Origin of the sequence: Blautia sp. DFI.3.45 (assembly GCF_020593505.1) — a bacterium.
Taxonomy (GTDB): domain Bacteria; phylum Bacillota; class Clostridia; order Lachnospirales; family Lachnospiraceae; genus Blautia_A; species Blautia_A wexlerae.
The window spans coordinates 1-21,771 of record NZ_JAJDMI010000034.1 but is presented as its reverse complement, the minus strand read 5'-3'; the positions used below and the strand labels follow the sequence as shown (position 1 = coordinate 21,771).

General features: G+C 43.8%; 16 protein-coding genes and 1 tRNA gene. 14 read left to right on the top strand and 3 right to left on the bottom strand.

Translation table 11 applies throughout. The features are described from left to right. Positions 1-2 precede the first annotated feature (2 nt). On the bottom strand, positions 3-977 hold the full coding sequence (locus LJE09_RS12050) for a carbohydrate kinase family protein (protein ID WP_055053872.1): 975 nt from the start codon (positions 975-977) through the stop codon (positions 3-5). Between the two features lie 253 nt (positions 978-1,230). On the opposite strand from LJE09_RS12050, the gene glgB reads away from it, so the two are divergent. The 12 genes from glgB (at position 1,231) to LJE09_RS11990 (ending at position 14,640) form a co-directional block, all read left to right on the top strand. Beyond that, entirely contained in the window at positions 1,231-3,531 is a 2,301-nt protein-coding gene (gene glgB / locus LJE09_RS12045) for a 1,4-alpha-glucan branching enzyme (RefSeq protein WP_227311368.1), read from the top strand. 60 nt (positions 3,532-3,591) lie between these two features. Continuing rightward, positions 3,592-3,664: transfer RNA gene (locus LJE09_RS12040), tRNA-Thr, on the top strand. Between the two features lie 96 nt (positions 3,665-3,760). Further along, positions 3,761-3,985: a hypothetical protein gene (locus tag LJE09_RS12035; protein ID WP_055151271.1), complete on the top strand. Its 225-nt coding sequence runs from the start codon at positions 3,761-3,763 to the stop codon at positions 3,983-3,985. 141 nt (positions 3,986-4,126) lie between these two features. After that, on the top strand, positions 4,127-5,335 hold the full coding sequence (locus LJE09_RS12030; RefSeq protein ID WP_173721248.1) for an ABC transporter ATP-binding protein: 1,209 nt from the start codon (positions 4,127-4,129) through the stop codon (positions 5,333-5,335). After that, positions 5,322-6,185: an ABC transporter permease gene (locus tag LJE09_RS12025; RefSeq protein WP_118571072.1), complete on the top strand. Its 864-nt coding sequence runs from the start codon at positions 5,322-5,324 to the stop codon at positions 6,183-6,185. The genes LJE09_RS12030 and LJE09_RS12025 overlap by 14 nt, the downstream gene beginning before the upstream one ends. Next, entirely contained in the window at positions 6,182-6,955 is a 774-nt protein-coding gene (locus tag LJE09_RS12020; RefSeq protein WP_025577620.1) for an ABC transporter permease, read from the top strand. Before LJE09_RS12025 ends, LJE09_RS12020 begins: the two co-directional genes overlap by 4 nt. A 44-nt stretch (positions 6,956-6,999) precedes the next feature. Further along, positions 7,000-8,046 carry a spermidine/putrescine ABC transporter ATP-binding protein gene (gene potA / locus LJE09_RS12015; RefSeq protein ID WP_020993963.1) on the top strand — a complete coding sequence of 349 codons (1,047 nt, stop codon included), beginning with the start codon at positions 7,000-7,002 and terminating at the stop codon, positions 8,044-8,046. Continuing rightward, positions 8,046-8,861 (top strand): ABC transporter permease, encoded by an 816-nt coding sequence (locus tag LJE09_RS12010; protein ID WP_022381260.1) that lies wholly within the window; start codon positions 8,046-8,048, stop codon positions 8,859-8,861. Before potA ends, LJE09_RS12010 begins: the two co-directional genes overlap by 1 nt. A gap of 11 nt (positions 8,862-8,872) precedes the next feature. Next, positions 8,873-10,717, top strand: a complete 1,845-nt coding sequence (locus tag LJE09_RS12005; protein WP_055201226.1) for an extracellular solute-binding protein — start codon at positions 8,873-8,875, stop codon at positions 10,715-10,717. 89 nt (positions 10,718-10,806) lie between these two features. After that, positions 10,807-11,841, top strand: coding sequence for a polyamine ABC transporter substrate-binding protein (locus LJE09_RS12000; RefSeq protein ID WP_118669815.1), 1,035 nt, complete (start codon positions 10,807-10,809; stop codon positions 11,839-11,841). Positions 11,842-11,866: 25 nt separating this feature from the next. After that, positions 11,867-13,501, top strand: coding sequence for a phosphoenolpyruvate--protein phosphotransferase (gene ptsP / locus LJE09_RS11995; RefSeq protein WP_025577630.1), 1,635 nt, complete (start codon positions 11,867-11,869; stop codon positions 13,499-13,501). Next, positions 13,498-14,640: a DUF362 domain-containing protein gene (locus LJE09_RS11990; protein ID WP_022381264.1), complete on the top strand. Its 1,143-nt coding sequence runs from the start codon at positions 13,498-13,500 to the stop codon at positions 14,638-14,640. Before ptsP ends, LJE09_RS11990 begins: the two co-directional genes overlap by 4 nt. A 256-nt stretch (positions 14,641-14,896) precedes the next feature. On the opposite strand, the gene LJE09_RS11985 is transcribed toward LJE09_RS11990, so the two are convergent. Together LJE09_RS11985 and LJE09_RS11980 are read right to left on the bottom strand one after the other, a co-directional pair. Beyond that, positions 14,897-15,769 (bottom strand): homocysteine S-methyltransferase family protein, encoded by an 873-nt coding sequence (locus tag LJE09_RS11985; RefSeq protein ID WP_025577633.1) that lies wholly within the window; start codon positions 15,767-15,769, stop codon positions 14,897-14,899. 148 nt (positions 15,770-15,917) lie between these two features. After that, entirely contained in the window at positions 15,918-16,793 is an 876-nt protein-coding gene (locus LJE09_RS11980) for an aldose 1-epimerase family protein (RefSeq protein ID WP_118669816.1), read from the bottom strand. 485 nt (positions 16,794-17,278) lie between these two features. Between LJE09_RS11980 and LJE09_RS11975 the strand changes: the two genes are divergently transcribed. Together LJE09_RS11975 and ppdK are read left to right on the top strand one after the other, a co-directional pair. After that, positions 17,279-18,535 carry a 6-phosphofructokinase gene (locus tag LJE09_RS11975; RefSeq protein WP_008703460.1) on the top strand — a complete coding sequence of 419 codons (1,257 nt, stop codon included), beginning with the start codon at positions 17,279-17,281 and terminating at the stop codon, positions 18,533-18,535. 356 nt (positions 18,536-18,891) lie between these two features. Beyond that, positions 18,892-21,522, top strand: coding sequence for a pyruvate, phosphate dikinase (gene ppdK / locus LJE09_RS11970; protein WP_055058049.1), 2,631 nt, complete (start codon positions 18,892-18,894; stop codon positions 21,520-21,522). Positions 21,523-21,771: the final 249 nt, after the last annotated feature.

The window sequence follows — 21,771 nt, the reverse complement described above, 5'->3', positions numbered from 1 at the left end:
AATTAACATCCTCTTGATTTCATAAAGTCAAGAACCTCTTCTTTGGTGGACATAACGCGAAGAGCACCCTTGCGTGTGGTGATCAGAGAAGCTGCCGCATTTGCGAATGTGAGCAGTTCTTTTAAGTTCTCTTCTGTCAGATTGTCCAGACCATGTTCCAGAACATAGTTTAAGGAACTTGCGCAGAAGGTATCGCCTGCACCTGTTGTCTCGATAGTCTTTTCCTGAAGGAAAGGAGCAGCCTCTACTTTCATATCTTTGTAGTAAGCACGGCTTCCGTCTTTTCCAAGTGTGATAAGGATAAGCGGAATGTTATATTTCTCTTTCAGAAGTGCGGCACCTTTGTCATAGTCTGTAGTTCCGAACAGGAATTCAACTTCGTTATCTGAGATTTTCAGAATATCGCATTTGCCAAGGCCGTATTCAATCTCTGCCTTTGCGTCATCCAGAGATTTCCATAATGGCGGACGAAGGTTCGGGTCGAAGCTGACGATACATCCGGCTTCTTTTGCAACATCGATGGCATAGCGGGTTGCTTCGCGTACTCCTTCGTGAGTGGAAGAAAGAGTTCCGAAGTGGAAGATTCTGGAATCTCTGATCAGGTCTTCCTGGATTTCATCTTTGGTGAGCATCATATCTGCACCCGGGTTACGGTAGAAGGAGAAATCTCTGTCTCCGTCAGGATAAGTATGTACGAAGGCAAGTGTTGTGTGTACTTCGTTGTCGATCACAAGGTTGCGGGTATCGATCCCTACTTCCTCTACAGCATTCTTAAGCTGGGTTCCGAACATGTCGTTTCCGACTTTGCCGATAAATGCAGTTTTTTTGCCAAGCTTCTCAAGCATTGCAAGCACGTTGCATGGAGCACCGCCCGGATTGGCTTCCAGCATTGGATTTCCCTGTGCGCTGCTTCCGTTTTCAGTAAAGTCAATCAATAATTCGCCTAATGCGGTTACGTCAAAGGCTTTGTTTCCCATTTTGTATCCTCCTTGTTGTGATGGAAAGAAGCATAGTATCCGGAACAAGATTCTTTCCATAGTTAATAACATAAATTTAGCGCAGGAAAGGGAATTTGTCAAACAATTTTCTTTATTTTTTTGTGCAAAGATGCTAAAATAAACATAACTTGATTTGTTATTGTTTACAGGTGACGTTTAATGTACCATAAATACGCTGCCGGTAAGGGTAACCGATCATCGTATTTCTGACAATCGGGGAGGTAACGCAGCTATGGACGAAAAAGTATACGGCTATATGGACTGGCCGAGGATTGAAGCTATTGTGTATGGAGAGGAAACTGCTCCCAGAGATGTGATGGGACCAAGGATCACACAGGACGGAGTTCTTATTCAGGGATTTTTTCCTGATGCAGAGGAAGTAAATGTGATCAGCGGAAAGAAAACTTATGTCTGCGAGAAAGAGGACGAGGCCGGATATTTTGCAGTATTGCTTCCTGTACGCAAGGTGCCGGAATACAGATTTCTTATAAAAATGGGAGAGACAGAGAAAGAATGTTATGATCCCTATGCTTTTCCATGCCAGATCACAGAGGAAGAGGAGAAGGCTTTCTGCGCAGGTGTTTATTATGAGGCATATAAGAAGCTGGGCGCTCATCCAATGGAGATTAAAGGAGTGAAAGGTACTCTTTTTGCTGTCTGGGCTCCGAACGCAGTGAGTGTAAATATTGCAGGTGATTTTAATGGATGGATTGGACGTGCAACTATTATGCATCGTATGCCTATGTCCGGTATCTTTGAGCTGTTTGTACCCGGGGTAGAGGCAGGGACACATTATAAATATGAAATTAAAGTCAAAGGCGGCGAAGTTCTGTTAAAGGCTGATCCTTATGGGAACAGTGCAGACCATGATCCTGAGGGAGCATCTGTGGTAGCAGATGTAAGTGCTTTTCAGTGGAATGACGGAGACTGGATGAAAGAGCGTCACAGATTTGATGACAGGAAACAGCCGGTTTCTATATACGAAACATCTCTGGAGGAATGGAAATCCGCTGAGGAGCTGGTGGAATTTCTGGCAGAGGAAGATTTTACCCATGTGGAACTCCATCCTGTGATGGAATACCTGGATGATATTACAGGTGGTTATTCTACATATGCATATTATGCACCTACTTCCAGATTTGGAAGCGTGGCGGATTTTCAGAAGCTGGTAGATGATCTGCATCAGGCGGGGGTCGGTGTGATCCTGGACTGGACACCTGCACAGTTCCCGCGTTATGCCTCCGGTCTGGAGAAATTTGACGGAACACCTCTTTATGAGAGACAGAATCCGGCAGAGGCCATTCATCCGTTCTGGGGGACACTGCTCTATAATTACGGAAGCCCTATGGTGAAAGATTTCCTGATCTCCAATGCCTGCTTCTGGGCTGAGGTCTACCATGCTGACGGTCTGCGTATGGACGATGTGGATGCCATGCTGTATCTGGATTATGGCAGAAATCCGGGAGAGTGGACACCTAATATTTACGGAACCAATGAAAATCTGGATGCTCTGGAATTTCTGAAGCATCTGAATTCTGTGATAAAGGAGAGAAATCCCGGATTGCTTTTAGTTGCTCAGGAGAACGGACTCTGGCCGGAGCTGACAGACAGTGTGGAGAATGACCATCTGGGATTTGACTATAAATGGAGTGGCGGATGGACAAAAGATCTGCTTGAATACCTGAGCAAGGATCCTATTGAGAGAAAGAATTACCATGATCAGCTGACCATGTCCATGCTCTATGCATACTGCGAACATTATATTCTGACGCTTGGCAGCAGGGATGTTGGTACATTGAAGGATTTCGCGGATAAGCTGCCGGGAAGTGAAGAACAGAAGAATGCGCAGATCAGAGAGGCTTATGCTTATATGATGCTTCATCCGGGATGCAAGATGATGGCACCGGATAAAGATATGCCAAAGGAACTGGAAGTATTTGTCAAAGACCTCAATAATATGTATCTTGCTCATCCTGCACTTTATCAGCTGGATGATGAATATGATGGATTTGAATGGGTTCAGCTGATGAAGTATGAGGAGAATGTGATCGCATTCATGAGAAAGACAGAGAAACCGGAAGAAACTATTCTGGCTGTCTGCAATTTCGCGGCAATCCCATATGAAAACTACAATGTGGGAGTTCCTTTTGCCGGCAAATATAAAGAAATCTTTAACAGTGATGATAAAAAGTACGGTGGTAATGGTGTAGTAAATACGAGAGTTAAAGCGGCGAAGAAGGCTGAGTGTGATGAGAGAGAGTATTCCATCACATTGAAGCTTCCGGCACTTGGCGTGGCAGTCTTTACCTGCACTCTGGAAGAAACTAAGAAAAAGCCTGCTGCCGAGCACAGCCAGATCAAGAAATCCATCACCAAGACAAGAACTGTACGAAAGGCTGCCGGGAAAACAAAAGCGACTGTAAAAACTGCAGTGAAACCGGTGACGAAAAAGGTGACAAAAGAAGCACCCCAAATAGTGAATAAAACGGAGGAGAAAATACCGGTTAAAAAGGACTTGACAGAGAAGAAATAATATTATAAACTAAATGCTGTGGCTGTCAGAATTATCAATTTCTGACAGATTACAGCATAAGCTGAAATAGCTCAGTCGGTAGAGCACTTCACTCGTAATGAAGGGGTCGTGAGTTCGAGTCTCATTTTCAGCTTGTTTAAAAAGCTTCTAAAACTAAGAGTTTTGGGAGCTTTTTGTATGACAATAGAATTTCATATTTTATTGTATAAATCTGAAGGGAGGAAAGGCAATGGCAGAAGAAAAGAAAATTGTATGTATGGTAACTTCATACAAAAAAGGAACCATTGCTGTTTCCCATGCAGGAGTGCGTTCTGACTGGATGGAGCAGGACGGACCAGCAGATTGTGTAAGAGAGAAGATATTTGCCGTTGGATGGAAAATTCGTCCAGGGGCTGTTTTTGCTTATAGAAAAACAACAGAGAGATACGGACATTATCTGATCAGCGGGTTGTAAAATCCTCAGGTATGTGTCTGTATCTTTTTGTACTTATACAAATATATGAGTATTTAACTGTAAAACAGTCGCTTATGTGGAATTTTATAACTAAAAGCAGATGATTTTATCTGTCTGATCTCACAGGAAAGGAGAATACTATTGCCGGATATTTTACTGGAATTAAAGAATATAAAAAAGAGTTTTACTCCCGGGGAAGATGTTCTGGATGATATCTGTCTTACTGTTGCCAGAGGAGAATTTGTCACTCTTCTTGGTTCATCCGGATGCGGTAAGACTACTACGTTGCGTATTATTGCTGGTCTGGAACAGACAGACAGTGGAAGTGTATGGATCAATGGTCAGGATGTGACAAAACTGCCTCCTGATAAACGGGATGTAAATACTGTATTTCAAAATTATGCTCTTTTTCCGCATATGAATGTGGCGGAAAACATAGGGTATGGACTGAAGCTGCGAAAAGTTCCCAGAGGAGAGATCAAAAAGAAAGTCGCACAGATGCTGGAACTGGTGCAGCTTGAAGGATATGAAAAAAGAAAGCCTTCCGAACTCTCGGGCGGTCAGAAACAGAGAGTTGCCATTGCGAGAGCACTGGTGAATAATCCCAAAGTACTGCTTCTGGATGAGCCGCTGGGAGCACTGGATCTGCAGCTTCGTCGTGCGATGCAGATAGAACTGAAGCATCTGCAGAAGAAACTGGGAATTACATTTATCTATATCACTCATGATCAGGAAGAAGCTATCAACATGTCTGACAGGATTGCGGTGATGAAGGACGGACGTATTGAGCAGATCGGAACACCGGATGAGATCTATAATCATCCAAAGACCAGTTATGTAGCAACATTTGTAGGAAATGCCAATATCCTGCATGGGGCTGCAGAGAGAATTCAGGGAGAGAATGCAATCGTAAAGATTGGAAATGACAGGGTAATTGTAAAGCTTGAAACAAGTCAGCAGAATACAGAGGATACAGGGGTAAAACAATACCTGTCAGCCGGAGAAAAAGTAACTCTGGCTGTGAGAAGCGAAAATATATTGTTACAGGAAACTGCTGTAATCGGTGATACCGGTACAGATTACAGAGACGCTGTTGATATAAGTGTGGCAGACGGAAGTTTGGATGCACATAATAAGAATAGTGTATCAGGTTTACAGGCAACTGTTACAGAGAAGAATTTCGCAGGAGGTCAGCTTCGTGTAACTCTGAAGCTGAGCGATGGTACACAATTGATCGCCAGCAGATACGGAATCGACGCATTCGTCGCAGAAGGCCAGACAGTAAGATGCAGTTTTCTGCCGACAGATGCAGTACTGGTAGACAGGGAGGACATTCATGAAGAAGCGTAGAAACCGTTCTGACAGTTCTGCATGGATGGCACTTCCACTGTACATTTTTACCATTGTATTTGTGGTATGCCCCCTTATCTATATGGTGGCGCTTAGTTTTGCTACGCCGTCCAGAGGATTTGGGGTGACCTGGAAATTTACGCTGGACAATTACAGAAATATTCTGGAACCTGTATATCTGAACACATTTGTGGAATCACTGAAACTGGCATTTACCAGTACGATAGTGATTGCTTTGATCGGTTATCCGTTCGGGTATTTTATGGCGAGGCTGCCGGAGCACAGAAAGAAAAAGGCACAGCTTCTATTGTCCACGCCGTTCTGGGTAAATTCCCTGATCCGTCTGTATGGCTGGATCATTATTCTGCAGAAAAAAGGACTTTTGAATTTTGTATTGATAAAACTCGGGATTATTGAGAAACCGCTGTCCATCCTGTACAGCTATCCGGCAATTGTGATCGGTATGATTTATGTACTTCTCCCGTTTATGATCATGTCTGTATACTCCAGCGCAGAGAAGCTGGACTGGTCTTATGTGGAGGCTGCCAGAGACCTTGGGGCATCCAGAATACAGGCATTTTTTACCATAACACTGAAGCTTACACTGCCCGGACTGCTTTCGGGTGTGATCCTGACTTTCGTGCCATCCATGGGACTGTTCTTTATTGCAGATATCCTGGGTGGAAATAAAGTGGTACTTGTCGGAAGCCTGATCCAGGATCAGATGACAAGAGGAAGTAACTGGCCATTTGCAGCAGCACTTGCTGTGGTGATGATGGTACTTACAACTGTACTGATCATGATCTACAGGAAAGTGACAAATGCCAGAGAATTGGAGGGAATCGGATGAAAAAGAATTCAAGATTTGCCGGATTTTATATGGGGCTGATTTTCTTCCTGATGTATCTCCCTATTGCAGTAGTGATCGTTTTCTCATTTAATGAATCCAAACTGCCAGTGAAATTTACAGGCTTTTCCCTGAAATGGTATCAGGAACTTTTCCATGACAGAGCAATGCTGGAAGCACTGGTGAACAGTCTGATCCTTGGGGTATTAAGCTGTCTGGTTAGTGCAGTGATCGGTACTCTGGGTGCAGTTGGGTTATCAAGGATTCACTGGAAGTCAAAAGGGGCGCTGGAATATATTTCCATATTGCCGTTAATGATACCGGAGATTATCCTTGGTATGGTGCTGATGGCATTCTTTTATATGCTGAACCTGCCCTTTGGCATGCTGACACTGTTAATAGGTCATACGGTATTCTGTGTGCCCTATATTCTGATGGAAGTGAAGGCAAGACTGGCAGGCATGGATCCGGCGCTGGAAGAGGCAGCCAGAGATCTGGGGGCAGGACCTTTTCGGGCTTTCCGGGATATTACGTTGCCCTTAATTATGCCGGCGGTAATTTCAGGTTCGCTGCTTGCGTTTGCCATGTCTATGGATGATGTGGTAATAAGTATTTTTGTAAACGGACCGCGTCTGTCTACGCTGCCGATCAAGGTGTACACACAGCTGAAAACGGGAGTGACGCCGGAGATCAATGCGTTGTGTACCATTCTGCTGGCAGCTACACTGGTTATTTTTATTGTTTATTCACTGATAACAAAGAAGAAAAAATAAATGCTATAGCAACAAAAATAGAATACATTCAGAGGAAGGAAAAGATGATGAACAAACTGATTGAGTTAAAAAATCTGACCAAGAATTTTGATGATCAGCAGGTTTTGCGCGGCATCAATCTGGATATTTACGAAAAGGAATTCCTGACGCTTTTGGGACCCAGCGGATGTGGAAAGACAACCACTCTTCGAATCATTGCAGGCTTTGAAGAACCAAGTGACGGAGAAGTACTGTTTAACGGGATTGAGATTTCCAAGCTTCCCCCGTACAAGAGAGAGGTTAATACTGTGTTTCAGAAGTATGCTCTTTTTCCTCATTTAAATGTGGCGGAGAACATCGGTTTCGGGCTGAACCTGAAGAAGGTCGATAAAACTGTCATCGCCCAGAAGGTGGAGCGTATGCTGAAGATGGTTGGTCTGGAAGGCTTTGGGAAAAGAGATGTAACTCTGCTCTCCGGTGGACAGCAGCAGCGAGTGGCCATTGCCAGAGCTCTGGTAAATGAGCCGAAGGTTCTGCTTTTAGATGAACCCCTGGGTGCACTGGATGCAAAGATCCGTAAACAGATGCAGGTAGAATTAAAGAAGATCCAGCAGGAAGTTGGCATCACTTTCATTTATGTTACCCATGACCAGGAAGAAGCCCTGTCCATGTCAGATACGGTTGTTGTTATGAATAACGGTGAGATTCAGCAGATTGGCTCTCCTACAGATATCTACAATGAGCCGGAAAACCGTTTTGTTGCAGGCTTTATCGGTGAATCTAATATTATCGAGGGAACCATGATCCGTGATTATCTGGTTGCTTTTGACGGATTTGAGTTTGAATGTGTGGATAAGGGATTTGAAGATAATGAAGAGATTGAAGTTGTATTAAGACCTGAGGATCTGGATATCGTAGATCCCGGTCAGGCAAAGATCAGGGGAATCGTGCGCAATATTACCTTCAAGGGTGTGCATTATGAAATCCTGATCGAGACAGAGCTTCGTACTTATATGGTTCATACCACAGATTATGCGGAAGTCGGAAGGGAAGTGGGACTGAAATTCGGGCCTGAAGACATCCATGTTATGTGTAAGATGGGAAGCTACTGATGAAACAGTACAGAAATCTTATCAAACCATATCTTGTGTGGGCATTTGTGGTCATTGTCATCCCGCTGATACTGATCGCATTATATGCATTTACAGAAGACGGAAACGAGGTGCTGACGTTCTCCTTTACCCTGGAGAATTTCCGCAAATTCCTGGAAGCTACGTATATGAGCGTTATTTTCAAGTCCTTTAAGCTTGGAATCCTGACGACGGTCATCTGTCTGGGACTTGGCTATCCGCTGGCATATATTATTTCCAAATGTCCGGAAAAATCCCAGAGTCTTCTGATCCTGCTGGTAACTATTCCGGAATGGATCAATATGCTTCTGCGTACCTATGCATGGATGAACCTGCTGTCAGACAATGGTATCATCAACCATTTGCTTGGATTACTGGGGATTTCCCCGGTGACAATGATGTATACGGACTTTTCCGTAGTGGTTGGTCTGGTCTGTAACTTTATGCCATTTATGATCATCCCGATCCACACATCCCTGAGCAAGATGGATAAATCCTTTATCGAGGCTGCCTATGACCTGGGTGCAAATAAATTCCAGACCTTCACAAAGGTTATCTGGAAATTGTCCATCCCCGGCGTGCTCAATGGAATCATGATGGTATTCCTGCTGTCTATTTCCACATTCGTTATTCCGAAACTTCTCGGAGGCGGACAGTACATGCTGATCGGTAACCTGATCGAGTCTCAGTTTATCTCTGTTGGCGACTGGAACTTCGGAAGTGCGATTTCTCTGATTCTGGCTGTGCTCATTCTGATCTTTATGAGCCTGATGAAGAAGATGGATAAAGATGAATAAGGGAGGACGGCATGAAACGTAATAATAAATTTTTCTCAATGTTATATGTAGTACTCTGCCTTGCTTTCTTTTACCTGCCGATCCTGGTGACGATGATCTTTTCCTTTAACTCATCCAAGTCACTGACCAGATTTACAGGCTTTTCCCTGCGCTGGTATCAGGAACTTCTCGGTAACGGGGAAGTAATTAAGGCAGTTTATGTATCTGTTACCATTGCGATCATTGCGACCATTGTTTCTACAATACTTGGAACCATTACAGCGATCGGTTTATCCAAATCAAAGAAGGTAATCAAGGAACTGCTTTTGAATATTAATAATATCCCGATTCTGAATCCTGAGATCGTAACTGCCATCAGTCTGATGCTCTTGTTCTCTTCTCTGGGATTTCGAAAAGGATATCTGACTATGCTGCTGGCACATATTGCGTTCTGCACCCCGTATGTAATTACCAGCGTTTATCCGAAGGTAAGGGCTCTGGATCCGAATATGGCAAATGCTGCCATGGACCTTGGGGCAACACCTTTTCAGGCTCTGACAAAGGTTATCGTGCCGATGATCAAAGAGGGTATTTTCGCAGGCGCGCTGCTTGCATTTACCATGTCATTTGATGATTTCGTTATTTCCTATTTCGTATCAGGAAATGGTGTAAAGAATATCTCTATTGTTGTATATAATATGACAAAGCGTATCAATCCGACGATCAATGCTTTGTCAACCATCGTGATCGTAGTCATCATCGTGGTACTGCTTTTGTCCAATCTGCTTCCGAAGTTTAAGAATAAAGCCAGAAAGCTGAACAGGAAAGCAGTAAAAATTGTCTCTGTAGTTCTGGTTGTTGCCGTTACGGCAGGGCTGATCAAATGGGGATTCGTGGCGCAGTCCACTCATGTGCTGAAAGTTTACAATGCAGGAGAGTACATGGATCTTTCCCTGCTGGAGGATTTCGAAAAAGAATATGATTGTACCATCGTATACGAGACTTTTGAGTCAAATGAGATGATGTACACCAAGCTTTCAAGCGGTGAGACTTATGATGTGCTGATCCCGTCTGATTACATGATTGAGAGACTGATCAAAGAAGAATATCTGCAGGCACTTGACTGGAAAGAAATTCCGAATAAGAAAAATCTGCTGAATGATGTCATGAACCAGAGCTATGATCCGGGCAACCGTTATTCCTGTCCGTATTTCTGGGGAACAGTAGGAATCCTTTATGATAAGACAGTAGTAGATGAGGCTGATCTGAAAGATGGCTGGAATCTTCTGTGTAATCCGAAATATAAAGGAAATATTTACATGTATGATTCTGAGAGAGATTCCTTTATGATAGCATTAAAAGCACTTGGGTATTCCATGAATACTACAAATGAGTCTGAGATCGAGGAGGCTTATCAGTGGCTGATCGATCAGCGTGACACTATGGATCCGATCTATGCAGGTGATGATGTGATCGACAACATGATTTCAGGAAACAAAGCGCTGGCAGTTGTGTACTCCGGAGATGCATCTTACATTATCAGTGAAAACCCGAATCTGGACTACTTCACACCGGAACAGGGAACCAACAGATGGTATGATGCAATGGTTATCACAAAGGACTGCAGTGAGGTACAGCTTGCCCATGAATTCATCAATTTTATGATCAGTGATAAATCTGCTCTTTCCAATACGGAAGAAGTAGGGTATACTTCTACAGTGAAGAGTGCTTTTGAAACAATGAAGGAGGGGGATTATGCCGGGATCAGTTCTTATATTCCGGATACAACCAACCCGAATAACGAAATCTTTGCTTATCAGCAGCCAAAGATCAAGCAGAAATTTGCGGAACTCTGGACAAAAGTAAAAGCAAAGTAAAAAAGGATAGCCGCTGTCTGCCGATACAGTGGAAGGCGGACAGTGACTGATATAGACAACAATGCAGAGCATAAGAAGGGAGATCATTTATGAAAAAAAGAGTACTTGCAGTAGTGATGTGTGCATTAATGGCCGGATCTGTATTTACCGGATTTAAGGATGCAGGAGATGATAAAGAACTTGTACTTTTTACATGGGAAGGAATGTTCCCGCAGGAAGTTCTGGACGATTTTGAAAAAGAGACAGGTGTTAAGGTTGTTTATTCAAACTTCGATACAGATGAAACCATGCTTGAGAAGCTTTCCATGGCAAAGGGCGGCGACTATGATATCGTGATCGCAGATGATTATATTCTGGAAACTGCGATCCAGGAAGGACTTGCAGAGAAGCTTGACAAGGATTCTCTGGAGAATATCAAAAATATCAACCCATTATATCAGGGACAGTTCTATGATCCAGACGATGAATACACAGTTCCTTACGGAGCAGGCATCCCGCTGATCGTTTATGATCCGGAACAGGTGGATATTGATATCAAAGGATATAAAGACCTCTGGGATCCGTCTCTTGAGGACAGCATTGCACTGACTGCAAACTATCGTGTGCTCAATGGTATCACCCAGCTTTCCATGGGCGAGAGCATGAATGAAGAGGACGTTGACGTGATCAAGAAAACAGGAGAGAAGCTTCTGGAACTTGCTCCGAATGTACGTCTGATCCAGGATGACAATACACAGAATGCACTTCTCAACGGAGAAGCAAGTGTTGCATTTCTTTATACCTCTCAGGTAACAGCTGCTCTGGCTGAGAATCCTGATCTGAAGGTGGTATATCCGGAAGAAGGACTTGGATTTGGTATTATGGGTATGTTTATTCCAAGTGAAGCGCCGGACAAAGATGCGGCATATTCTTTCATGGATTACATCATGCAGCCGGAGGTTGCAGCGAAATGTACAGACTATATCGGCTATTACAGCACAAATAAAGCAGCAGATGAGCTGGTAAATCCGGATCTGGTAGTTCCGGATGACGTTACAAAGGGCGAGATCGTCCAGAATGTAAGCCAGGACGCAGACGCACAGTATCAGAAGAACTGGACTGAATTTAAGGCTGCCTGCGACTAAGGGGTTAATCAACTAAGGAGTTAATATGGATGTTTACAAGGGAACCGGTGCCTTTTCCGGAATTGCCATCGGTAAGATACTGTATTATCATAAAAGCGAATATCAGATGCGCCAGTACGAAATCACAGATGTGAAAACAGAGCTGAATATTTTCCGGCAGGCGCGCACCAGAGTCATGGAACAGCTGGAGGATTTATATGAAAAAAACTGCATAATTCAGGGAACCCAGGCAGAGATTTTTCTCAGACAGAAGAATCTGCTGGAGGGAAAAAGCTTTCAACGTGCCATTGAGAGTGTCATACAGAGTGAAAAAGTAAATTCTGCCTATGCGGTAATGACTACAAGGGACGAGATGCTTAAAACTTTCAGAACTCTGGAAGAGCCTGCGATTAAAGAACGGCTGGATAATATGCGGGAGATTTCCGACCGCCTGATCGGTGAACTGGGAGGTATCTCTCCCAGGATAGATCTTGGAGATGAGCCTGTGATCGTTGTGACGGAGAGTATCACACCAACAGAACTGATGGAGATGGATAAGGATAAACTGATGGCTATTGTTACCCATCATGGTTCCGATATGTCTCATGCTGCCATTATGGCAAAAACAATGAATATCCCGGCTCTGCTGGAAATTGACACAGATTCGGAGTGGGACGGACGGCAGGCTATTGTGGACGGATATACTGGAACTTTGTATATTGATCCGGATGAAGAGGTAAAAAAAGAATATGAGATCCGCAGGCAGGCTGATAAAGAAGAAAGAGAAGAACTTCTGAAATTAAGGAGAGAACCGGATATCACAAAAGATGGCAGAAAAATTGAAATCTATGCCAATATCGGAAATATGGATGACCTGAACAGTGTGCTGTATTACGGAGCTGCCGGGATTGGTCTTCTGCGCAGTGAATTCCAGTATCTTGGAAGAGAAAATTATCCTCGTGAAAATGAGTTGTTTCTTGCATACAAAAAGATTGCGGAGACTATGGGAGAAAAGCTCACTGTGATCCGTACGGCAGATCTCGGAGCAGACAAGCAGGCAGAATATCTGAATATCCCGGACGAGACAAATCCGATCATGGGGAACAGAGGAATCCGTCTCTGCCTTGACAGAAAAAGAATGTTCAAGGCACAGCTTCGGGCAATTTTCAGGGCGAGTGCCTATGGAAACCTGGCGCTGATGTATCCGATGATCAGCTCAGAAGAGGAAATGGATGAGATCGAAGAGATTATCCGGGAAGTAAAGATCGGGCTGGATGAAAAAGGAATTCCGTATAAACATATTAAGACAGGAATCATGATCGAGACTCCGGCAGCAGTCATGATCAGCCGGGAGCTTGCCAGAAGAGTGGATTTCCTGAGTCTTGGAACCAATGACCTGAGTCAGTATACACTGGCGATGGACAGACAGAATCCGCTTCTGCGCAAGAAATATAATGACCATCACCCGGCAGTGCTGCGTATGATTCAAATGGTGATCGAAGCGGGACATGCAGAAAATAGACGTGTCTGTATCTGCGGGGAACTTGCAGCAGACACTGCCCTGACAGAAGAATTTCTGAGGATGGGTGTGGACTGTCTCTCTGTAGTGCCGGCATGTATTTTGCCGGTAAGAAAAGCACTGAGACAGGTGGATCTGTCCGGAGATGATAAAGGTGCGTGAATTTGGTGAAAAGTAAAGTGGTATTACTTCCCTGCCGGGAATATGATGAAGAAAAAATCTATATGCTGCTGAAACAGGGGCTGGATTTTCTGGGTGGAGTGGAGACTCTGATTCCAAAGGATGCGAAGATCCTGCTGAAGCCGAATCTGCTGAAAAAAGCAGAGGTAGAGAAAGCAGTGATCACACATCCGGTTGTAGTAGGAGTTTTTGCGGGAATCCTGCGTGAAAGTGGGTATGAGAATATTGTGCTTGCAGATTCCTGCGGTCATGGAACCACTCAGGCAGTGATTCGCGGAACAGGAATGGATACTTATCTGGAGAAATATCATATTCCGGCTGTTGATTATTCTGAGGGCGTGAAAACTGCTTATCCGCAGGGAGTCCAGGCAAAGGAATTTATCCTGCCAAAAGAACTGTTGGAGCAGGACTGTGTGATTTCCCTGAGCAAGATGAAAACACATGCATTAGAACGTATCACCGGTGCGGTTAAGAACAGCTATGGGTTTGTATATGGATTCCATAAAGCGAAGGGGCACACGCAGTACCCGAGTGCAGACAGCTTTGCCAGAATGCTTATTGATCTGAATAAATGTGTGGCACCGAAGCTGTATGTGATGGATGGGATCGTGGCCATGGAGGGCAACGGACCGGGTTCGGGAGATCCGGTTCCTATGAATGTACTGCTGATGTCCACAGATCCGGTTGCACTGGACAGTGTATTCAGCCGTCTGGTTTATCTGAAACCGGAGATGGTTCCGACGAACTATCATGGCGAGAAAATGGGACTTGGTACATGGAAAGAAGAGGAGATTACCCTTCTGACACCAGACGGGGAGATTTCCATGGCAGAGGCAGTGAAAAAATACGGAAATCCGGCTTTTAATGTAGACCGCACAGAAGTGCGAAAGAATATCTGGACAAGAATGGCGGGAGCGTTAAACATTTTTCAGAAAAAACCATATATAGAAGCTGATAAATGTGTCCGCTGCGGGATCTGTGTGCAGAGCTGTCCGGTTCCGGGGAAAGCTGTGGATTTCAGAAAAGGCAAAGGAAAGCCGCCGGTATATGATTACAGAAAGTGTATCCGCTGTTTCTGCTGCCAGGAGATGTGCCCGAAAAAAGCAATCAAAGTGAAGTAGATGAAAAGCAGATAATAAAAAGCGCAACTGTTTATAGAATTGCCATGGTATTTTCGCAGGATCAGGACAGAGGAAAGCCGGACAATTACCAAAAAGCACATAACAGAGGATGAGAATATCTCGGATTGAGACAGATTCTATCCTAAGTTATGTGCTTTTTTGAGTCATATCCCTCTTTAACCGAATCAGGAAAGTTCCCTGCTTTGGCTGCGAATATTCGTTATTCGTCTGACTATGGCTGTCGAAGATACAAAATCTATCTTCCGAGGCTTCTGCTTATCTCGCGGATGAATTCCGGAGTAGTACCACAGCATCCTCCGACAACAGACGCACCATTTTCGATCAGAACCTTCATATGTTCTGCAAAGCTTTTGGCGTCCATACTGTAAATGGCATTTCCCTGATCATCAATCGTCGGCATACCGGCATTAGGTTTGGCGATGACAGGAATGGATACGTTCTCTTTGATATTGCGGACAACGGATACCAGCTGGTCAGGTCCTACAGAACAGTTGATCCCAACTGCCACAGCACCTGCACCCTCAAGGGCGATCGCAGCCTCCACAGCATTTCCTCCGCTGAAAATGCTTCCGTCAGCTTCTACGGTCATTGTACACATTACAGGAAGAGAACTTATGGATGCAGCAGCATCCAGTGCAGCAAGTGTTTCCTCGATATTGATCATGGTTTCCGCAGCGATCAGATCAACACCTGCATCTTCAAGAACCTTAATCTGTTCACAGTATGTTTCATATGCCATCTCATAGGTGAGATCACCGGCAGGCTCCATCATCTTTCCGGTTGTGGTAATATCACCGGCAACATAGACCTTATGTCCTACTGCCTCTCTGGAAATATTTACAAGTGCATGGTTCATTTCCGCAAGCTTATCCTGCAGTCCGTGAAGTCCGAGACTGTAACGGTTTCCGCCGAAAGTAGGTGCGTATACGATCTGGCTTCCTGCTTCAACATAAGCCTTTTGCAGATTCTGCAGAACTTCTTTGTGCTCCATGATCCATGCTTCTGTACAGATTCCTCTTGGCATTCCGGCGGCCATAAGATTGGAACCGGTAGCACCGTCGAGCAGTACAACATCCTGTGTCAGCTTCTGAAATTCTTCTCTAGTCATGGAAATTTCCTCCTGTGTTTTTCTATGAAAGTCCTGAGTGGCTGCCATGAATCAGTCATGTCTGCATGGGTAAATTCGTGGATACCGGACAGGATGACTTTCATATACTGTGACATTATAGCACAGCTTTCAGGATAAATGGAGAAAATTAATAAATTTTTATTTCATATGATGCAGTAAAAATTTCATCCTTGTTCAGAGTGTTGATATATTTCTTTTTCGGAAGCTCGCCCTTAAATCCAAAATCATCACAGCGTCCCATCCATGGTTCCAGACATACAAAAGGAGAACCCGGGACGGACCAGATGCCAAAGCTTGGAAATCCATGACAGATCAGTTCCACATAAGGAGTTCCGTCAGGGAAAGCGATGCCGGCCTTTTCAATCTGGTCATCAAAAATAAGGGCATCTTTGTCAAACATGTGAGCATCAATAAGGCAGGAACCATTCTCAAGCTCCAGTGTATAAGCTTTATCTGCGACCGCGGTGCCTGATGACATGTCGATCAGCAGATAGGAGAGGGAATCCCGGCCGTCGAAAGTAAGATGATATTGCTCCTGGGAGCCAATTCCTCCGGCAGGTACATTGAATGCAGGATGGCCGCCAATTGTAAAATACATGGTTTCATCATTAAGGCTGATCACTTCCCAGCATACACTGACCTGGTTCTTCTCCAGAACATGCTTGGTCTTCAGCTCAAAATCATATGGATAATTTTCTCTTGTGGTATCAGAAGATTTCAGCCTATGGGTGATGGAATCAGCAGTCATATCCACGCAGGTAAATTCGCTGTCCCTGGCAAACCCATGCTGACTGGAGGGATATTCGACTCCATTAATACGATAGTGATCCTCAAAATGACGTCCCACATTAGGGAAAAGAACCGGTGCGTGGCGTTTCCAGTAAGCCGGATCTGCCTGCCAGATCACTTCTCTGTTATGTACTTTATCAAAAATGCTGCAAAGCTCAGCACCATGATCGTCTACAGATACTCTAAGATAGTCGTTTTCAATTGTATGGATCATAAATGAATCCTCCTTGATCGATAAATATTGTGTAACTGTTCAGCTGGCAGTATTCTGCAAATCACCGAAGGTGATTTGAAATGCATTTTGGTTCGTAACTGCGAAGGTACCGAATAGTCACGGACATTGATGTCCGACAATTTTTAAAAAGGTTTTGATTGCTATAAGTTGATGCCGGAATCAATCTGTCTATAAGTATAACACATGGGCCGGATTAATTATAGTTATAAATATACAAAAATAGATCTGAAATGTCGTGGTAAATTGAAAAATACACTGATATAGTGACGAAATACAGAAATTATATGTGTAAAAACCACAATAAATGATTGACGAATAAAAAAATATTTGTTACAATTTACCTCAACGAGTCCTGCGGGACCAGAGTGTGTCTGAAAAATTGTGACACACATCTTGCGTAAAGCATTTTTCAGACACACTCTAAGACATAATGAACAAAACGTGAAAACAAGGAGGTCATTGCTATGGCGAAAAAAAGAAATATCATTGTTGGACAATCAGGAGGACCTACTGCAGTAATCAATTCCAGTCTTGCCGGAGTTTATAAGAATGCCATTGAACGAGGATTTGACAAAGTATACGGAATGCTTCACGGCATTCAGGGACTGTTGGATGAACAGTATATTGATCTGTCAACACAGATTCATTCAGAACTGGATATCGAATTACTCAAGAGAACACCATCTGCATTTTTAGGTTCCTGTCGTTACAAGCTTCCTGAGATTCACGAAGATAAAGCAATTTATGAGAAAATTTTTGAGATCTTAAATAAACTGGATATCTATGCGTTTATCTACATTGGCGGAAATGATTCCATGGATACGATCAAGAAACTGTCTGATTATGCGATTCTCACAGGACAGACTCAGAAGTTCCTTGGTGTTCCGAAAACAATCGACAATGACCTGGCGCTGACAGACCATACACCCGGATTCGGAAGTGCTGCAAAATATATCGGCGCATCCACAAAAGAAGTGATCCGCGATGCATTGGGACTTACTTATAAGAAAAATATGATTACGATCATGGAGATCATGGGACGTAATGCCGGATGGCTTACAGGTGCCACAGCACTGGCAAAATCTGAGGACTGCGACGGACCGGATTTGATCTATCTGCCGGAAGTGCCTTTTGATGTTGAGAAATTCCTTGCAAAAGTAAAAGATCTTCTGAATAAAAAAGCATCTATTGTAATCGCAGTTTCCGAGGGAATCAAGCTGGCAGACGGAAGATATGTATGTGAGCTTGGAAGCGTGGGAGACTATGTGGATGCATTTGGACACAAACAGCTTCAGGGAACAGCCACTTATCTGGCAAACTTCCTGGCAGCGGAGTGCGGATGCAAGACAAGAGCTGTTGAACTTTCCACATTACAGAGAAGTGCTTCCCACATGGCATCCAGAGTGGATATTGATGAAGCATTCATGGTAGGTGGTGCTGCAGTTAAAGCTGCAGATGAAGGTGACACAGGTAAGATGGTTGTTATCGACCGTGTTTCCGATGATCCCTACATGGCAGCTACAGGTATCTACGATGTACACAGAATCGCAAATGAGGAGAAACTTGTTCCGAGAGAATGGATGAATAAAGATGCTACAAACGTAACTAAGGATTTTGTAGACTATATTAAACCTCTGATCCAGGGAGATTATCAGCCTATTATGGTAAATGGTATGCCGAGACATCTGGTACTGAACATGAAAAAAGGCAGAAAGAAATAATTGATAAAAATTATAAACGGGCAGCCGGGCAGATCAACTTATCTGTTTTGCTTCCCGTTTTTTCCTGTTATATATGAGATGTGAGAGAAAAATGTAGATAAAGACCAGAATAAAGGACTGAGAAAACCTTAACAATAATAAGAATAATAAAATAAATCACTTTATGCAGAATGTATAAAAATTTTAGCTAATTTTAGCAGAATAACCTTGACGAAATGACACAAATTCTATAAAATAATTATGTGCGTATAAGAAACATATATTTACTTATGTGCGAAAGGTGTGGCTGTTCAGTTACTTCACAACAGAATGCTGAATAGTTACAAAAGAACAATAATTTAGGAGGAAAATGTAAAATGGCAAAATGGGTTTACATGTTTACAGAAGGTAACGCTAATATGAGAAACCTTCTGGGTGGTAAAGGTGCCAACCTTGCTGAAATGACAAACCTTGGTCTTCCTGTACCTCAGGGCTTCACAATCACAACAGAAGCTTGTACTCAGTACTATGAAGACGGAAGACAGATCAATGATGAGATCATGGCTCAGATCATGGAAGCAATCACCAAAATGGAAGGAGTTACCGGAAAGAAATTCGGTGACAAAGAAAATCCTCTGCTTGTTTCCGTTCGTTCTGGTGCGAGAGCTTCTATGCCAGGTATGATGGATACTATCCTGAACCTTGGTTTAAATGAAGACGTTGTTAACGTACTTGCTGAAAAATCCGGCAATGCTCGTTGGGCATGGGACTGCTACAGAAGATTCATCCAGATGTACTCTGATGTAGTTATGGAAGTCGGAAAGAAATATTTCGAAGAACTTATCGATGAGATGAAAGCTAAAAGAGGTGTTAAGCAGGATGTTGAACTTACTGCAGAAGACCTTCATGAATTAGCTGAACAGTTCAAAGCTGAATATAAAGCAAAAATCGGTGCTGATTTCCCAACTGATCCTAAGGAACAGTTAATGGGTGCTATCAAAGCCGTATTCCGTTCCTGGGACAACCCACGTGCGAACGTATATCGTCGTGACAACGATATCCCGTATTCCTGGGGTACAGCTGTTAACGTACAGATGATGGCATTCGGTAACATGGGTGATGACTGTGGTACAGGTGTTGCCTTCACACGTGACCCTGCTACAGGAGCTAACGGTCTGTTTGGTGAATTCCTTACAAATGCTCAGGGTGAAGACGTTGTTGCCGGTGTTCGTACACCTATGCACATCTCCGAAATGGAACAGAAATTCCCGGAAGCATTCGTACAGTTCAAACAGGTTTGCGAAACACTTGAAAAACACTACAGAGACATGCAGGATATGGAGTTTACTGTAGAGCATGGTAAACTGTATATGCTTCAGACACGTAACGGTAAGAGAACAGCTCAGGCTGCTTTAAAGATCGCTTGTGACCTTGTTGATGAGGGAATGAGAACAGAAGAAGAAGCTGTAGCTATGATCGACCCACGTAACCTTGATACTCTTCTTCACCCACAGTTTGATGCTGCTGCTCTGAAAGCTGCTACACCAATGGGTAAAGGCCTTGGCGCTTCTCCTGGAGCTGCTTGCGGTAAGATCGTATTCACAGCTGATGACGCTGTTGAATGGGCTGAAAGAGGAGAGAAAGTCGTACTTGTACGTCTTGAGACATCTCCGGAAGACATCACAGGTATGAAATCTGCTCAGGGTATCCTGACAGTTCGTGGTGGTATGACATCTCACGCAGCAGTTGTTGCCCGTGGTATGGGTGAGTGCTGTGTATCCGGATGCGGTGATATCGCTATGGACGAAGAAAACAAGAAATTCACACTTGCTGGTAAAGAATTCCACGAAGGAGACTTCATCTCCATCGATGGTACAACCGGTAACATCTACGACGGAATCATCCCGACTGTAGACGCTACAATCGCTGGTGAGTTCGGACGCATCATGGCATGGGCTGACAAGTACAGAACAATGAAAGTTCGTACAAACGCAGATACTCCTGCAGATGCTAAGAAAGCTGTAGAGCTTGGTGCAGAAGGTATCGGTCTTTGCCGTACAGAGCATATGTTCTTCGGTGAGGGACGTATCGATGCATTCCGTGAAATGATCTGCTCCGAAACAGCAGAAGAGAGAGAGAAAGCACTTGAAAAAGTTCTTCCATATCAGCAGGATGACTTCAAAGGTCTCTTTGAAGCTCTGGAAGGTAACCCTGTTACTATCCGTTTCCTGGATCCGCCTCTTCATGAGTTCGTTCCTACAGATGAAGCTGACATCAAGAAACTTGCAGATGCTCAGGGCAAAACTGTAGAGCAGATCAAGACTATCATCGCTTCTCTTCATGAGTTCAACCCGATGATGGGACATCGTGGATGCCGTCTTGCTGTTACTTATCCTGAAATCGCTAAGATGCAGACAACAGCAGTTATCCGCGCAGCAATCGAAGTTAAGAAAGCTCATCCGGACTGGACAATCAAACCGGAAATCATGATCCCACTTGTTGGCGATGTAAAAGAGCTTAAATATGTTAAGAAATTCGTAGTTGAGACAGCTGATGCTGAGATCAAAGCCGCTGGTTCTGACCTTCAGTATGAAGTTGGTACAATGATCGAGATCCCGAGAGCAGCTCTTACAGCTGATGAGATCGCTAAAGAAGCAGACTTCTTCTGCTTCGGTACAAACGACCTTACTCAGATGACATACGGCTTCTCCCGTGATGATGCAGGTAAATTCCTCAACGCATACTATGACGCTAAGATCTTCGAGAACGATCCATTTGCAAAACTGGATCAGGTTGGCGTTGGCAAGCTGATGAAGATGGCTATCGAACTCGGCAAACCGGTTAACCCGAACCTTCACGTAGGTATCTGCGGCGAGCATGGTGGAGATCCGTCTTCTGTAGAATTCTGCCACAAGATCGGTCTTAACTATGTATCCTGCTCACCATTCCGTGTACCGATCGCTCGTCTTGCAGCAGCACAGGCAGCTATCGCTGAGAAGAATGCATAATTAGTATATTGTTAAGGGGCAAAGCTAAATATCCTCTAAAGAGGTAAAATAGCCAACTAGCCCTAAAGTGTCCAAACGTAAAATTTGACCTTGGAGAATTGTAGAAATACAGTTCTTCAGGGTCTTTTTTGTTACATTACACAGCGGTATTCTTTTGTTTAACAACCGTAGCAAGAATTCCCTCACCTCTATAGGAAGGCCACTGAAAAAGTCCTTTTTGCGTATAAATTAACACAAAATAAAGTACAT

Coding starts and splice junctions, on each gene's coding strand:
- LJE09_RS12050 (WP_055053872.1), bottom strand. CDS start 977: ATGGGAAACAAAGCCTTTGACGTAACCGCATTAGGCGAATTATTGATT.
- glgB (WP_227311368.1), top strand. CDS start 1,231: ATGGACGAAAAAGTATACGGCTATATGGACTGGCCGAGGATTGAAGCT.
- LJE09_RS12035 (WP_055151271.1), top strand. CDS start 3,761: ATGGCAGAAGAAAAGAAAATTGTATGTATGGTAACTTCATACAAAAAA.
- LJE09_RS12025 (WP_118571072.1), top strand. CDS start 5,322: ATGAAGAAGCGTAGAAACCGTTCTGACAGTTCTGCATGGATGGCACTT.
- LJE09_RS12020 (WP_025577620.1), top strand. CDS start 6,182: ATGAAAAAGAATTCAAGATTTGCCGGATTTTATATGGGGCTGATTTTC.
- potA (WP_020993963.1), top strand. CDS start 7,000: ATGATGAACAAACTGATTGAGTTAAAAAATCTGACCAAGAATTTTGAT.
- LJE09_RS12010 (WP_022381260.1), top strand. CDS start 8,046: ATGAAACAGTACAGAAATCTTATCAAACCATATCTTGTGTGGGCATTT.
- LJE09_RS12005 (WP_055201226.1), top strand. CDS start 8,873: ATGAAACGTAATAATAAATTTTTCTCAATGTTATATGTAGTACTCTGC.
- LJE09_RS12000 (WP_118669815.1), top strand. CDS start 10,807: ATGAAAAAAAGAGTACTTGCAGTAGTGATGTGTGCATTAATGGCCGGA.
- ptsP (WP_025577630.1), top strand. CDS start 11,867: ATGGATGTTTACAAGGGAACCGGTGCCTTTTCCGGAATTGCCATCGGT.
- LJE09_RS11985 (WP_025577633.1), bottom strand. CDS start 15,769: ATGACTAGAGAAGAATTTCAGAAGCTGACACAGGATGTTGTACTGCTC.
- LJE09_RS11980 (WP_118669816.1), bottom strand. CDS start 16,793: ATGATCCATACAATTGAAAACGACTATCTTAGAGTATCTGTAGACGAT.
- LJE09_RS11975 (WP_008703460.1), top strand. CDS start 17,279: ATGGCGAAAAAAAGAAATATCATTGTTGGACAATCAGGAGGACCTACT.
- ppdK (WP_055058049.1), top strand. CDS start 18,892: ATGGCAAAATGGGTTTACATGTTTACAGAAGGTAACGCTAATATGAGA.